The sequence below is a fragment of the Corynebacterium casei LMG S-19264 genome (assembly GCF_000550785.1).
Lineage (GTDB): Bacteria > Actinomycetota > Actinomycetes > Mycobacteriales > Mycobacteriaceae > Corynebacterium > Corynebacterium casei.
Genome location: NZ_CP004350.1, coordinates 1,149,505 through 1,164,415 on the forward strand (window position 1 = coordinate 1,149,505; position 14,911 = coordinate 1,164,415).

Sequence of the window (14,911 nt, forward strand, 5' to 3'; positions counted from 1 at the left end):
GGATTATTTGCATGTCAGCCTTTTGTGAAAAATTAATTCGGAGTAGGGTGGAGGCACATAAGACTTAGTAGTAAGGACGCGCACGCTGTTCGCACTATGATGGTCAATAACGACTTATCACTCTTTCGACACACTCTCATTCAAGTTAGGGGAGAAAAACATGACTGCTCCAGCATCTGCAACTGGCGTAATTTTGACTGACGCTGCTGCTTCCAAGGCAAAGTCTTTGCTCGACCAGGAAGGTCGCGATGACCTCTCCTTGCGCATCGCCGTACAGCCAGGAGGCTGTGCTGGTCTGCGTTACCAGCTCTACTTCGATGACCGCACCCTTGACGGTGACAAGGTTGACTCCATCGGCGGAGTTAGCTTGGTTGTTGACAAGATGAGCGTTCCTTACCTGATGGGCGCAAAGATTGACTTCGCTGACACCATCGAGCAGCAGGGTTTCACCATCGACAACCCTAACGCTGGCGGCTCCTGCGCATGTGGTGACTCCTTCAACTAAGACACCACGCGCTTTCGAAGTCTTCGAAGCAAAAACTAAACAGGTAGTGCCCCACATCCTTTGGATGTGGGGCACTACCTGTTTGCTAGCTACTGACTAGAGCTTGACTGGGTAGTCACGACGCTCGATGTTTGGATCGATACGGTTCTCGATGAAGATTCCGTGCCAAATCATAAACGACAAAACGGTCCACAAACGACGTGAATGATCGGAGATGCCATCGCGGTGCTCCTTGAGCATCTCCAGTACCGCTGCGCGATCGAAGATGTCATCCGTCTGAGATTCGTTGATGGTGTCTTGTGCCCAACCGAAGAGCTCATCGCCCGCGAGCCAGTGGCGCATTGGAACTGGGAAGCCCAGTTTCTTACGGTGCAGAACGTGTGGAGGAACAATCTGCTCAAGTGCCTTACGCAGCGCGTACTTGGTGGTGCCGTGCGCAATCTTGTATTCATGCGGGATGGTCTCAGCCACCTTGAACACTTCCTTGTCCAAGAATGGGACGCGAAGCTCCAGAGAGTTAGCCATATTCATCTTGTCAGCCTTGACCAAAATGTCTCCGCGCATCCACGTGAACAGGTCCAAGTGCTGCATTCGCGCAACTGAATCCATGTGCTCTGACTCGGCGTAAATCGGAGCGGTGACTTCCTCATGGTTCCACTCAGGACGTGCCCATGGGATTACGCGCTTGAGCTGTTCATAGTTAAAGGAACGGGCGTTGCCGTAGTAACGCTGCTCCATAGTCATCGAGCCACGCTCAAGCAAGGACTTGCCCTTCATACCGTCAGGCAAGACGCGCGAAAGCTTACCCAGACCTTGGCGTAGGGGAGAAGGAATCTTCTCAAAGGGCGCCAGAGACAGTGGTTCCTTATAGATGGTGTAGCCGCCGAACAACTCATCAGCGCCCTCACCAGAAAGCACGACCTTAACGTGCTTACGTGCCTCGGCTGCCACGAAGTACAAAGGAACCAGTGATGGATCGGCAACTGGATTGTCGAGGTACCACATGATTTTTGGAATTGCGTCCGCGTATTCCTCCGGGGAGACAACTTTGACGATGTGCTCTGCGCCGATTGCAGCAGCAGATTCGGCAGCGACATCAACTTCTGAGTAGCCCTCACGCTCGAAGCCAGTGGTGAACGTCAACAAATCAGGGTTGTGGCGCTTGGCCAGAGCTGCGATAGCGGTGGAGTCGATACCACCGGAGAGGAAAGAGCCGACGGTAACGTCTGCACGCATGTGCTTCGCCACGCTGTCTTCGAGAGCCTCTGCGATACGGTCATAGAGCTTCTGCTCATCTTCAACCTTGTCCGTACGGAATTCAGGCTTGAAGTAGCGGTCTGAAACAACCGTCCCACCAGGGGACAGGGTCACGGTGCAGCCGGACTCCACACGGCGGATATTGGCGTGCAAAGACTCTGGCTCCGGAACATATTGCAAGTCGATGTAATGCTCGATAGCGCGCTTGTCTAGTCCCAGGTCTAGATTTAGGGCATCGGCCATCTCAAGAATGGACTTCATCTCCGAAGCGAAGACGGTGCCTGCATCCGTGGTTGCGTAGTACAGCGGTTTGATACCGAACTGGTCGCGTGCGGCGAACATGACCTTGTTCTCGGTATCCCAAATGACAATGCCGAACATGCCCCGCAGGTGATTAACAACGTCCTTGCCCCAGTGGTGGTAGCCAACAACGATTGGTTCGCCATCGCCCTCAGTATTAAAGGTATAGCCATAGCCATTGAGCTCTTCGCGTAGCTCGAGGTAGTTGTAGATTTCCCCGTTGAAGGTCATGGCGTAGCGCTCTGGGTTATCTTCTGGTCCCCAACGCAGTGGCTGGTGGGAATGCTCCAAGTCGATGATGGACAGGCGGTTAAAGCCGAAGACCGCATCATTATCGTTCCACGTGCCGGCGGCATCAGGCCCGCGGTGGTACATGCATTCCAGGCTTCCCTCAACTGCGTTTACGTAATCTGCAGCGGTGCCCTTTGCGGTGAGCATGCTCAAGAGTCCACACATAGGTGACTAGTACTCCTTAATAGTTTGCGGTCTATTACTTGGTCAATAACTTTACGGCCATTAGCTAGAAAACACTCAACAGGGCGCGTGTCCGATAGTTTTACCCTTAAAGGTGCAAACTTTCGATTGAGGCCTCAAACTAATGCTTGTGAATTGAATTACAAGAATGGTTAAGCAGGTGGGGGTGCTGATGAGCCATTCTGCAGGTGGGGCGGTAACATGCTTTTTGAATGCCACTCTCAGGCAGTTCTAATGCTTCCGCAATTGTATGTGAGAAAGCATAAGAACCCGCCTGAATGCACTATCCTCAATGGATAGGAATGCTCTTTGTAAAACAAGAGTATTTGGGAAGTTTGTGTGGACAGAAAGGTAGAACACACGTGGGACAGCGTAAAGAGCGCACCATTACCCGCAAGGCTGGGCTAGCTGGCGCTTTGGCGCTTGGCGGCGCTGCTTTGGCAGGTTGTGAGGTTGCTCCACCACAGGCAATGAGCAACATTCTCGGCTTCGGCTGGCCAGACGGAATTACTCCTGAAGCACACGCCATGCACAACTACTGGATCTGGGTCTGGGTAGTTGCATGGGTCATCGGCATCATCATGTGGGGTCTCTTCCTCGTGGCGATCTTCCGTTGGTCTGCAAAGCGCGCTAAGAAGAAGGGGCTCGGCGAGTTCCCTAAGGCTCTGCAGTACAACGTTCCGTTGGAAATTACTCTGACGGTTATTCCAGTCATCATTATTATGGCTCTGTTCTTCTTCAACGTTCAGGCACAGCAAAAAGTTGTGGCCCTGGATAAGGACCCTCAGGTAACTGTTGACGTCACCGCATTCCAGTGGAACTGGAAGTTCGGCTACGCAAACCTGGGTTCTGAGATTTCTCCGACTGGTTCCGAGTACGAGGGTCGCGATGACGCTCGCCACGCGGCAGCAGAAGAGTCCTCCGTTGACCCAGAGGATATGAAGAACGGAAACCCAATCCACGGTATGTCCATGGGTGACCTTTCTTACTTGAACTTCAATGAGATTGAGACCCTGGGTACCACCGAAGAGGTACCAGTTCTGGTTCTGCCGACCGAGACCGCAATTGAGTTCCGTTTGGCTTCCGGCGACGTATCCCACTCCTTCTGGGTTCCAGAGTTCTTGTTCAAGCGCGATACTTACGCTCACCCAGAAGCGAACCAGCAGGAGCGTAGCTTCCAGATTTCTGAAATCTTGGAAGAGGGCGCATTCGTTGGCCGCTGTGCTGAGATGTGCGGTACCTACCACTCGATGATGAACTTTGAAGTTCGCACCGTTAGCCCAGAAGCATTCGAAGAGTACATGCAGTTCCGCATGGACAACCCAGATGCTCCTAACTCTGAGGCACTGGCTTCCATTGGCGAAGAGCCATACGCAACCAGCACTCAGCCATTCAACAGCTCCCGTTTGGGCACCCGCGAAGGCGACAACGTTGTTGACGCCAACGCTAAGGCATAAGGGAATAAGGAGTAAGTAGACATGAAAGCTAGTGCAAAAACCTTCTACGGTATCGCTGCCTACCTTCTCGTTTCGTTGGTTGCATACGTCTTCGGCACCGCCTACATGGACAATGATGCGTCCCTCATGGGTGCTGAGCCAGTAGGTATCGTTGCTCTCGTCTTGGCATTCCTGTTCTCGATGATGCTTGGTGGATACTTCCACATCACTGAGCGCGGTACAGACGTTCTCCCAGAAGACTGGGAAGAGGCAGAAGTTGAGGATGCTGCTGGCATCTACGGCTTCTTCTCTCCAAGCTCCATCTGGCCATTCGCCATGACCGGTGCCATCGCAGTCCTTGGCTACGGTGTTGCATTCTTCTACCTGTGGATGATTGCTCTCGGCCTGGTTCTTCTGTTCTGGTCCGCAACCATGCTGTCTCTGCAGTACGGTTTGCCAAAGGAAAAGCACTAATTAGTTGCTAAGGATATAAATCCCGCCAAACTTCTCAAGCCCCCATCTACTCCTTGTAGGTGGGGGCTTTGGTGTGCGTCGGAAGAAATTCAATTTAGTTCCAGAGAATTTCCAAAAAAGTTTCAAATCCCAGAAATTGGGCCTTAGGGCGGAGGGGCGGCGGGGCCGATCCCCAACCCATCGGATGAAAAGAAACTACAAACGCGCACGTTAATCGGCATTTTAATGCGGGGGTAATCCGAAAGTTGCAGTCTTGGGACTTCCCGATGGAGTCCGGTGTGATGTTTTTAACACGACTCGCGGATCGAAACTGGTTGCAAAACGTAGTGGGCTTTGAGTAGCACGAGGTGGGCGATTCTGGCAATAGTTGCAGGATTGCTGGATCAAATCATTGACCTGCGGCAACGCGGGAAAATTTCAAGGGGTTCAGAGTTTGAAATCGGCCCAAGTTGTGAGGTTCGGCTAAAACCTGTGTGAAGTCTGAAAAGTGCTTCAAAACGAATTAAGTGAAGCGGGGGGGATTGAGATGACTTAGCGATCGAAACCAGCCATACTTATATGCGTGACGAGCGCAGTTTCAAACCAAGGTATGGCAGCACCACGTGTTGCTACGTTGAACCGACCCAATATGGTCAGCGTAGGCACCATTGTGTTCCTGTCTCAGGAATTGATGTTCTTCGCCGGACTGTTCGCGATGTGGTTCACTTCGCGTGCTAACGGCCAGAGCGGCGACTGGGCTGAGCAAACTGCTCACCTCAATGTGCCGATGGGAATCTTGATCACCGCGATCCTGATCCTCTCTTCCGTTACTTCTCAGTTCGGCGTCTTCGCAGCTGAAAGGGGTGACGTTTATAAGCTTCGCGTTTGGTACGCAGTAACCATCTTGTTGGGTGTTATCTTCATCGGCATTGTTGGCTACGAATGGTACGAGATGATCCACCACGGTGTGACCATCCAGGCCAGCGTATTTGGCTCAGTCTTCTACATTTTGACTGGCTTCCACGCAATCCACGTGTCCGCGGGCATCCTGGCCTTCGTGGTCATCTTGCTCCGCACCGCAAAATCCAAGTTCACGCCAGCACAGGCAACTGCTGCAATGGCAGTGTCTTACTACTGGCACTTCGTGGACGTTGTTTGGATTGGCGTGTTTGTCGTTATCTACCTAGTTCAGTAAGCCGTTAGACAACGAGCTTCAAACTTAAGTGACGGCCACAAGCCATTCACTTTCCGCGAACGAACATAAATAAGGAAAATGATGGATACCAATTCCACTCCAGTTCCCGAGCAGCCAGGCGTAGAGCCGAAGGCTGCAGAGGCAAAGAAGACGCGGCGCAACCGCAAGGTCAAGCGAACCCTCGCTGGTGCCTTCGCACTGACCGTAGGTCTTACTGGCGCAGGCGTTCTTGCAACAGCGTTGACCCCAGACGCTCAGGTTGCAACCGCACAGCGTGATGATCAGGCTCTCATCCAAGAGGGCAATGACATCTACGATGTTGCTTGTATTACTTGCCACGGCGCAAACCTTCAGGGTGTCCAGGACCGCGGTCCTTCCCTCGTAGGTATCGGTGCTGGTGCAGTTTACTTCCAGGTTCACTCTGGTCGTATGCCGATGATGTCGAATGATGCTCAGGCCGAGCGTAAGACTCCTCGCTACACCGAGCAGCAGACGTTGGCACTCGCAGCATATGTAGCGGCCAATGGCGGCGGCCCTGACATCGTTTACAACGAAGATGGCTCCATCGCGATGGAAGAGCTTCGTGGTGCTAACTACAACGGACAGATTCAGCCAGAAGATGTTGCGAAGGGCTCTGAGCTCTTCCGCATGAACTGCGCATCTTGCCACAACTTCACCGGCCAGGGCGGCGCACTGTCCTCTGGTAAGTACGCACCACCACTTGACCCTGCCAACGAGCAGGAAATTTACCAGGCAATGCTTACTGGCCCACAGAACATGCCTAAGTTCTCCGACCGTCAGCTGACCGCTGATGAGAAGAAGGACATCATCGCCTACGTCAAGTCCGCAGGCGAGACTCCTTCTCCAGCAGGTTGGGACCTTGGCGGCCTCGGCCCAGTAGCTGAAGGTCTGGCTATGTGGATTATCGGCATCACCGCACTGTGTGCTGCTGCAATGTGGATGGGATCGCGTTCATGAGCAATGTAAATAAGAAGTACACCGATGATGAACTCAAGGGCATGAGCAATGAAGAGCTTGCAGCCCTGGGGACTGAACTTGATGATGTCACCGTTGCGTTCCGCAAGGAGCGTTACCCAATTGCTGGTGACCCTGCTGAAAAGCGTGCCGCTCGAGGCGTCAACATCTGGTTGATTGTTTCCGTTCTCTTCGCACTTGCATTCCTTGGCGTTTATATTTTCTGGCCATGGGAATTCAAGGTTCTCGGCGAAGAGGGCCTTATCTGGCACACTCTTTACACCCCGTTGCTTGGCCTGACTGCAGGTATTGCAATTATCGCCCTCGGCGTTGCAATTATTCAGTTTGTTAAGCACATCATGCCGGAAGAGATTTCGGTACAGCGTCGTCACGATGGTCCATCTGAAGAGGTTGACCGTCGTACCCTGACCGCTTTGCTGAATGACTCCTGGAAGACTTCCACTCTTGGTCGTCGTAAGACCATGCAGGGCCTACTTGGTGGTGCAGCAGTGCTGTTCGGCCTCGTAGTTGTTGCACCACTTGGTGGCATGATTCAGGATCCATGGCGTAAACGCCATGAGCTCAACTACATGGGCGACGGCACCCTGTGGACTTCTGGTTGGACCCTGCAGGAGAACGGCGTCAAGCTGTACCTGGCACGCGACACCGGTACCATCGCTGAGTTCCATGAGGGCGAGTCCGGCAATCACTACACCACCCAGGGCGTATCCCGCCTGGTCCGCGTTAAGGCTGAAGACCTTGCTGCTGGCGGCATGGAGACTGTCTTCCCATTGGCAGAGTCTGATGTCAACGACGGAGACCTATACGATCCACAGAAGGACGTATACGAGAACCACATGCACTCCATTCACGGTAACCGTAACGCTGTCATGCTGATTCGTCTGCGTCATGAGGACGCACAGAAGGCGATTGAGCGCGAAGGTCAGGAAGACTTTCACCACGGCGACTACTACGCTTACTCTAAGATTTGTACTCACATCGGTTGCCCTACCTCTCTGTACGAGGCGCAGACCAACCGAATCCTGTGCCCATGCCACCAGTCGCAGTTCGACGCATTGCACTACGGTAAGCCAGTCTTCGGACCAGCTGCTCGTGCATTGCCACAGCTGCCTATCACCGTGGACGAAGAGGGTTACCTCGTTGCACAGGGCAACTTCATCGAGCCAATCGGCCCGGCATTCTGGGAGCGTAAGTCATAATGAGCAATAAACTTGGAAACATGGGTAACAACGTCGACTCCAGGCTCCCAGTAGCTGGTGTTGTTCGTACCCAGATTAATAAGGTATTCCCAACTCACTGGTCCTTCATGCTTGGTGAGGTAGCTCTTTACAGCTTCCTTATCCTCTTACTGACTGGTGTATACCTCGCACTGTTCTTTGATCCATCCATTACCAAGGTCATCTACGACGGCGCTTACACTCCGTTGAATGGCGTTGAGATGTCCCGCGCATACGCAACCGCTTTGGATATTTCCTTTGAGGTTCGCGGTGGCCTGTTCGTTCGTCAGATGCACCACTGGGCTGCATTGATGTTCATGCTCGCCATGGTTGCGCACATGGGTCGTATCTTCTTCACTGGCGCATTCCGTCGCCCACGCGAAGCTAACTGGATTATCGGTTGTTCCCTGATTCTGCTGGGCATGGTCGAGGGCTTCCTCGGCTACTCCCTTCCAGATGACCTGCTGTCTGGCGTTGGCCTCCGTATTGCATCCGCAATTATCTTGGGTCTGCCAATCATCGGTACTTGGTTGCACTGGGGCATCTTCGGTGGCGACTTCCCATCCGACCTCATGCTGGACCGTTTCTACATCCTGCACGTACTGATTTTGCCAGGCATCATTCTTGGCCTGATTGCAGCTCACGTTCTGCTCGTTTGGTTCCAGAAGCACACCCAGTTCCCTGGACCTGGTCGCGCAGAGAACAACGTTGTTGGTGTCCGAATCCTGCCAATCTTCGCAACGAAGGCAATTGGTATGGGCATGATGACCGCTGGTGTTCTGGCTCTGATGTCTGGTCTGCTGACCATTAACGCAATCTGGAGCCTTGGACCATACAACCCTTCACAGGTTTCTGCTGGTTCCCAGCCGGATATCTACATGCTGTGGACTGACGGTATGGCTCGTATTCTTCCTGCGTGGGAGCTCTACCTGGGCAACTACACCATTCCATCTGCATTCTGGGTAGCACTGCTTTGTGGTCTCCTGGTTGTACTTTTGATGGCGTACCCATTCATTGAGAAGAAGCTCACCGGCGACGACGCTCACCACAACCTGCTGCAGCGTCCACGCGACGTTCCAGTTCGTTCCGGTATCGGCGCAATGGCAATCACCTTCTTCCTGCTGATTACCATGTCCGGTGGTAACGACCACGTTGCTCACTTCTTCCAGATTTCGCTTAACGCGATGACCTGGGTTGGCCGTATCGGTCTGTTGGTTCTGCCTCCACTCGCATACTGGATTACCTACTCCGTTTGTGTTGGTCTGCAGCGCTCCGACCGCGAGGTTCTTGAGCACGGTATTGAAACCGGCGTTATCAAGCAGCTGCCTAACGGTGCATTCATCGAGGTTCACCAGCCACTGGGCCCTGTTGATGAGCACGGCCACGCTGTACCACTCGAGTACGCAGGCTCCTACGTACCGAAGCAGCTCAACCAGCTTGGTGTTGCTGACTCCGAGGTACAGGGCACCTTCGCTCCAGATGATGCTGACCTGATGCGTCGTGTTCACGAGCACCATGCTGACAATGCAGCTGAAGAGACCGAGATGCTGCGTCGTCTGAACGAGTCTAACCGCCGCGCAGACGAAGAGAACGGCCACATCTAGCCGCTACCGGTTAGAAACTTAAATTAGCGCTCACAGCCCGCTGTGTTACTTTCAAAGAAGTAGCCCAGCGGGTTTCGCTATTGCTAGGTGCTTCTTAATGTCTGGAGGGTAGGTCTAGTGGTTGTGGAAACGCCTGATTTTTGAGGTGGTGTTTCCAGGGCGTCTCGGGGGAGTGACCGTTACAAGTTAAGCGTCGTTTCCCAGTCAAAGACGGCGAGTTGTGTGGTTCCGGTCTAATTCCGGCTTTCTGGTTGCATTCCTATATATAAAGGACGCGTAATTCTCGTTTCAGTCGGAATTGCTCGTGATGCCTCAACGTCCGTAACCGGCTTTGTGTGGGCTTGAGAGCCTTCCATTAGGCTTCCCCGCCGTATACGAAGGATTCAACGCCTTAGGCGGCAATCTCACGCGGCTAACTCTGTTGCTTTCCGCTTCCGGTATTGGGAGTACCCTTTGGAGCCGTCTCATTCCCGCGCCGAAGGACATAAGGGAAAAGATCCACTCATCCTTATATATAGGTGTAGTTAAAACGGGCAGTGTTGTCGGCTTGCTATCGGAGTGAAGTGGGTTCCGCGGGCGTGTAACTGCGTGCGATTGAATCGCTGTGGCGGAACTAGAAGTTTTTGGGGTGCGATTTCGCGGATCTGGGCGCGATCTCGTCAGAAACGTATGGGATTTTTGGTCCGATTGTGACGGTTGATACCACTTAGTGAGCAACGCCACAGTGGCTGGGTTTTATGGCCCGTGAGCCTGTTTTGATATACGAACCATTTGGGGCTGGAACCTAAATTGCGTTTGGTTCGTGCCAGTGAGTGGGTGGTTTTTGATTGAAGAGCCGACTTTTATACCGTAGTTGTTCCGTGAAGCTAAGTTTGGGAAATTTCAGATATCGGAAAGATAACAGGACAGTAACAAGGGGACACGAACTCTAAAACTCGACAAAGTTTGTGACAGTTTCGTAATCTATTCGAGACATTGCGTTACCAACCGGGTAGCCAATTTGAATAACAACAACTTAAAGCGTCGTATCTGGTCCCGTCTGAATGATGAGGGGGCCGAGCGGAGGTGGACTTGGAGATGAAGTCTTCCGAAGAACGTTAGGCCCGACCCCAGGGGCCAGAGCTACGAACAATCAATGCTGAGTTTAATTCCAAACACGGCTGGGATGCTGTGAAGTTTCAGAATAACTCACTGCTCGTTGTTCGCAGTAGGCGCGCAGAATGATTTGGAGTTTATTTCGTGGCAAAGCACCGTCGTCAGAACGTTAAAACCGTTCGTCGTATCGCAGGCACCACCGCAGTCGCAGCTGTAGCAACCCTCGCGGGCCCAGCAGCAGCAAACGCAGCCGAGCTTGTAGTTCCTAACACCAACTACTCCTTCAACGTTCAGGGTCTGGAAAACGTCCCTAACATCAACCAGGTACCAAACATTGACAAGTACGTACCTTCCTTGTCTGCTCAGAACAAGACTTCGTTGCAGGCTTCGGTTCAGAACGAACCGACCAACAACTACGCAACCGAAAAGGCTGCAAAGCCAGCTGCTACCAGCGCTGGCCAGAAGGTAGTCGAGGCAGTCTACTCTAAGATTGGCTCCCCATACGGTTGGGGCTCAGTAGGTCCTAGCGCATTCGACTGCTCTGGCCTGACCTCTTGGGCATACGCTCAGGCTGGCAAGGCCATCCCACGCACCTCCCAGGCACAATCTTCCCAGGGCACCCCAGTGGCTATCTCTGACCTGCAGCCAGGCGACATCGTTGCTTACTACGGCGGCGCATCCCACGTTGGCATCTACGTCGGTAACGGCAAGATTGTTGACTCTTTGAACTCCGGTTCCACCGTTGCAGAGCGTTCTTTGAACTACATGCCAATCCACTCCGCAGTTCGCTTCTAAAATCGAGCAGCAGCGCCACTGACTGGCATTCGAGCCCCAGTTGCTTCCACAAAGTAGGAAGTAGCTGGGGCTTTGTCGTGTCTGCGCCTTTTGCTTTTGGGTTGGGCGTGAGCCATTAACAGGATAAGTGCATTAAATTTCGCCAAAAAGTATATAGGTTAAATTCTGTGTAGCAACATCAGCGTTTTGGCAGGTTGAAGCAAATGTGTGGCCTAAGTCTAAGTTGTTACTCATGTGGTGGAAATATTCATTCGCCGACATTATAGTGACTTGAGTATTTAAAAAATTTAACAGCAAGAAAGACTCATCGTGGCAGTTGTGTTTGGCTCCTCCCGTGTCCGCTTAGCGGTCACCGTTTCCACATTTTCCCTGTGCGCAGCACTTGGCGCTCAGGCGGCATTCGGTCCACCAGCGGTATCCCAAGAAACAGAGCAGGCGCAAGAGTTAACGGCAGACGCCGCTTTGCCCGACGATGTTGCTGGCCTCATTGAGGAAGTAAGCAAGGTTGCCCGCGAGGTTTCCGCGAAGAATGAGGAAGTCAAAGAACTCGAGGATGAGCTTCAGGCCAAGGAAGAAGAACTCGTAAACCTTGAGGCGCAGGCGCAGGATGCGCAGGCTGCTGCCGATGAAGCGGAGAAGTTGCTGCAGGCACAGCAATCCAACGTCGATGGTATCGCGCAGTCACGCTACCGCGGTGACACCTTGGATCCCTTCATTGCGACGTTGAACTCCGGCAACCCCACCAGCGCAGTAGAGCGTTTGGGATATCTCGGCGCCATTTCGCGAGATGCGCAGCGTTCCTTGAACTCCATCGCAGAGATTTCAGACGCAGCGGAAGAATCCCGAGCCCAGGCAGATGGCGCTGTGGCGCAAGCTAAGAAGATTAAATCTGAGCTGGAGAAAGAAAAAGACGCGGTCATTGCAGAGCGTGCGGATCTGGAGCAGCGTCAGTGGCAGATTGAAGAGCGCGTTGATTCTTTGAGCCCTGACCTGCGTGCGGCGTGGGAGAACCAGAATAGTCCTATCTCCGATATCGATCTGGCTGATTTGGGCGCCAATGCTACTGGTGCGGTTGCAGCAGCATTGTCCAAGCAGGGCTCGCCATATTCTTGGGGTGCTACAGGCCCAAGCGCATTTGACTGCTCCGGTTTGATGGCGTGGGCATATCAACAGCAGGGCAAGTCCATTCCGCGCACTTCCCAGGCGCAGATTGCCGGTGGTCAGACAGTGTCCATCAGCGATCTGCAGCCGGGAGACATCGTTGGCTACTACCCAGGTGTCACGCACGTGGGTATGTACATCGGAAACGGTCAGATTGTGCACGCTTCTACCTATGGCGTCCCAGTTCAGGTGGTGCCGGTTGATTCGATGCCTATCACCGGTGCTTCGCGCTACTAACACGCGCGCTATTGTGTGGTTATGCCGCGCACGCTTCTAGTTACCAATGATTTCCCGCCCACAATTGGCGGAATTCAGTCTTACCTGCGTGATTTTTTAGACTGCTTGGACCCGCTCGATGTGGTGGTCTTTGCTTCCACGCAGGATGAGAAGGCCGCGCGGGAGTTTGATGCCCAGGCGGATTTCCAGGTTGTTCGCTGGCCACGCAAGGTTATGTTGCCCACCCCGGCAACCATTCGGCGTATGCAGGAGCTCATTTCTGAGCACAGCATTGACACCGTGTGGTTTGGTGCGGCAGCGCCGTTGGCGTTGATGGGCAAAGCCGCCAAGCAAGCTGGTGCGCGCAAGGTTGTGGCCACCACGCATGGCCATGAGGTGGGGTGGTCAATGCTTCCAGGCGCACGCCAAGCCCTGCGAATGATCGGCAACAGCGCCGATACCATCACCTATATTTCGGATTACACGCTGCGGCGATTTAGCAAGGCCTTTGGCCCGCACCCACAGTGGGTTCATTTGCCGTCGGCGGTATCAGCAGAACAGTTCGGGCAGCCAGAGGCGTCGAAGGCAGAAGCCAAAGAACACTTCGGCCTAGTTGATTCACCCACTGCGCCGGTAATTTTGTGTGTTTCCCGCTTGGTTCCGCGCAAGGGCCAAGACCAGCTCCTGCGCGCGATGCCCTTGGTGCGCCAGCACTGTCCTGACGCGCAGCTTCTTATTATTGGCCGGGGTCGCTACCGTGTCACGCTAAAGGAGCTGGCCAAGATTTATGATCCCTCGGCCGTAATTCAGGAAGCGAAAGATAGCAACGAGCTTTCCTTGGCGTTTCAAGCAGGTGATATTTTCGCCATGCCCGTGCGCACCCGCGGCAAAGGGCTTGATGTGGAGGGCCTTGGGATTGTGTACCTGGAGGCCCAAGCGGCAAGTCTGCCGGTCATCGCCGGAAACTCCGGGGGAGCACCAGAGACCATAACCAAGGAGACCGGTGTGGTCATCAACGGCAACAATGTGCACGAGCTTGCCGATGCCCTCGTGGAGATGCTGCTTAATCCGCAGCAATCTGCCGCGATGGGAAAGGCTGGTCGTGTCCACGTGGAGCAAAACTGGACCTGGGAGATCATGGGGGAGCGGCTGCGCAAGGCGCTGCAGCTAGAAAACTAACCCGCGCGTTGGGGTTTCGATTATCTCAATTAGACGCTGACGTATATCCTATTACCCATGAATAATGCTTCCCAGCAGCTTGCGATTGGTTTTGATATCGGGGGCACCAATGTACGCGCCGGCGTGGTCAACGCTGACGGTCAGGTGATTGACACCCGAGCAGTTGCAACGGCAAAAAATGCGGCTGATTTGGAAGATAGCATCGAAAAGCTAGTGCTTGAACTGCGCGCTGACCACGACATTAAAGCTGTTGGTCTCGCCGTAGCTGGCTTTATTGATCCCACCTGCACCACTGTGCTTTTTGCCCCGCACTTGCCTTGGCGCAATGCGCCAGTGCGCAACAACATCGAGGACCGTTTGGGCATGCCGGTGCGTCTTGAACATGACGCGAACTCGGCCGCGTGGGGCGAGGCACGCTTTGGTGCCGGCCGCGACGCCAAGGACTGGGTGTTTTTCGCCGTCGGTACCGGCATTGGTGCCACGCTGATGAGCGGTGGGGAAATCTACCGCGGTGCTTTCGGTACCGCTCCAGAATTTGGCCACCTGTGCGTCGTGCCCAATGGCCGTGCGTGTTCTTGCGGCAAGAATGGCTGTTTGGAGCGTTATGCCTCCGGCACCGCCTTGCCTGATACTGCGGTGGAGCTGCGCGCGGACTATGAAACCGCACTGCCGGAAGTACCGACGGGCGAGGAGATTGTGGCTGCTGCCCGCCTGGGCGACCCATTGGCTGTAGCAGTCATGGAGGACTTCGGCATGTGGCTGGGCAAGGGTTTAGCCATGGTGTCTGATGTTCTTGACCCTGAGCTGATTGTTTTAGGCGGGGGAGTCTCGCACGAAGCAGACCTGTTCTTGCCGCATTCGCGACAGACCATGAAAGACAATATTGTCGGCGCTGGCTACCGCGAAGTAGCTGATGTGAAAGTTGCTGTTTTGGGTTCTCAAGCCGGAATGATTGGCGCGGCTGATTTGGCGCGCGCTGGCGCTTGCGTATCCTAAAGATTAAAAGTCTCTGGCAATCACACACATCC

Annotated in this window: 12 protein-coding genes; 11 read left to right on the forward strand and 1 reads right to left on the reverse strand. The window is 53.8% G+C overall.

Features of this window, described 5'->3' with window-relative positions; genetic code table 11:
• Positions 1-160: 160 nt before the first annotated feature.
• The gene (locus CCASEI_RS05300) at positions 161-505 is read left to right on the forward strand and encodes a HesB/IscA family protein (RefSeq protein ID WP_006823477.1); all 345 of its coding nucleotides are present in this window, start codon (positions 161-163) and stop codon (positions 503-505) included.
• A 96-nt stretch (positions 506-601) separates the two neighbouring features.
• Here the strand turns inward: CCASEI_RS05300 and asnB are convergent, their stop codons facing one another.
• On the reverse strand, positions 602-2,518 hold the full coding sequence (gene asnB / locus CCASEI_RS05305) for an asparagine synthase (glutamine-hydrolyzing) (protein ID WP_025387387.1): 1,917 nt from the start codon (positions 2,516-2,518) through the stop codon (positions 602-604).
• A 380-nt stretch (positions 2,519-2,898) separates the two neighbouring features.
• Between asnB and ctaC the strand changes: the two genes are divergently transcribed.
• The 10 genes from ctaC to CCASEI_RS05355 all read left to right on the forward strand — a co-directional run bounded on the left by ctaC (position 2,899) and on the right by CCASEI_RS05355 (position 14,879).
• Positions 2,899-3,993: an aa3-type cytochrome oxidase subunit II gene (gene ctaC, locus CCASEI_RS05310; protein WP_006823479.1), complete on the forward strand. Its 1,095-nt coding sequence runs from the start codon at positions 2,899-2,901 to the stop codon at positions 3,991-3,993.
• Between the two features lie 21 nt (positions 3,994-4,014).
• A complete protein-coding gene (gene ctaF / locus CCASEI_RS05315) occupies positions 4,015-4,446 on the forward strand; it encodes an aa3-type cytochrome oxidase subunit IV (RefSeq protein WP_006823480.1) in 432 nt (143 codons plus the stop codon).
• A 562-nt stretch (positions 4,447-5,008) separates the two neighbouring features.
• Positions 5,009-5,620, forward strand: a complete 612-nt coding sequence (gene ctaE / locus CCASEI_RS05320; RefSeq protein ID WP_006823481.1) for an aa3-type cytochrome oxidase subunit III — start codon at positions 5,009-5,011, stop codon at positions 5,618-5,620.
• Between the two features lie 78 nt (positions 5,621-5,698).
• Complete coding sequence (qcrC, locus tag CCASEI_RS05325; RefSeq protein WP_006823482.1) at positions 5,699-6,598, forward strand: cytochrome bc1 complex diheme cytochrome c subunit; 900 nt, start codon at positions 5,699-5,701, stop codon at positions 6,596-6,598.
• Positions 6,595-7,815 carry a cytochrome bc1 complex Rieske iron-sulfur subunit gene (gene qcrA, locus CCASEI_RS05330; RefSeq protein ID WP_006823483.1) on the forward strand — a complete coding sequence of 407 codons (1,221 nt, stop codon included), beginning with the start codon at positions 6,595-6,597 and terminating at the stop codon, positions 7,813-7,815. Before qcrC ends, qcrA begins: the two co-directional genes overlap by 4 nt.
• Positions 7,815-9,437 carry a cytochrome bc1 complex cytochrome b subunit gene (gene qcrB / locus CCASEI_RS05335; protein WP_025387390.1) on the forward strand — a complete coding sequence of 541 codons (1,623 nt, stop codon included), beginning with the start codon at positions 7,815-7,817 and terminating at the stop codon, positions 9,435-9,437. The genes qcrA and qcrB overlap by 1 nt, the downstream gene beginning before the upstream one ends.
• A 1,239-nt stretch (positions 9,438-10,676) precedes the next feature.
• The gene (locus tag CCASEI_RS05340; RefSeq protein ID WP_025387391.1) at positions 10,677-11,327 is read left to right on the forward strand and encodes a C40 family peptidase; all 651 of its coding nucleotides are present in this window, start codon (positions 10,677-10,679) and stop codon (positions 11,325-11,327) included.
• 309 nt (positions 11,328-11,636) lie between these two features.
• Positions 11,637-12,725 carry an NlpC/P60 family protein gene (locus tag CCASEI_RS05345; protein ID WP_006823486.1) on the forward strand — a complete coding sequence of 363 codons (1,089 nt, stop codon included), beginning with the start codon at positions 11,637-11,639 and terminating at the stop codon, positions 12,723-12,725.
• 21 nt (positions 12,726-12,746) lie between these two features.
• Entirely contained in the window at positions 12,747-13,883 is a 1,137-nt protein-coding gene (locus CCASEI_RS05350; RefSeq protein ID WP_025387392.1) for a glycosyltransferase family 4 protein, read from the forward strand.
• 57 nt (positions 13,884-13,940) lie between these two features.
• Positions 13,941-14,879 (forward strand): ROK family protein, encoded by a 939-nt coding sequence (locus CCASEI_RS05355; protein WP_025387393.1) that lies wholly within the window; start codon positions 13,941-13,943, stop codon positions 14,877-14,879.
• Positions 14,880-14,911 lie beyond the last annotated feature (32 nt).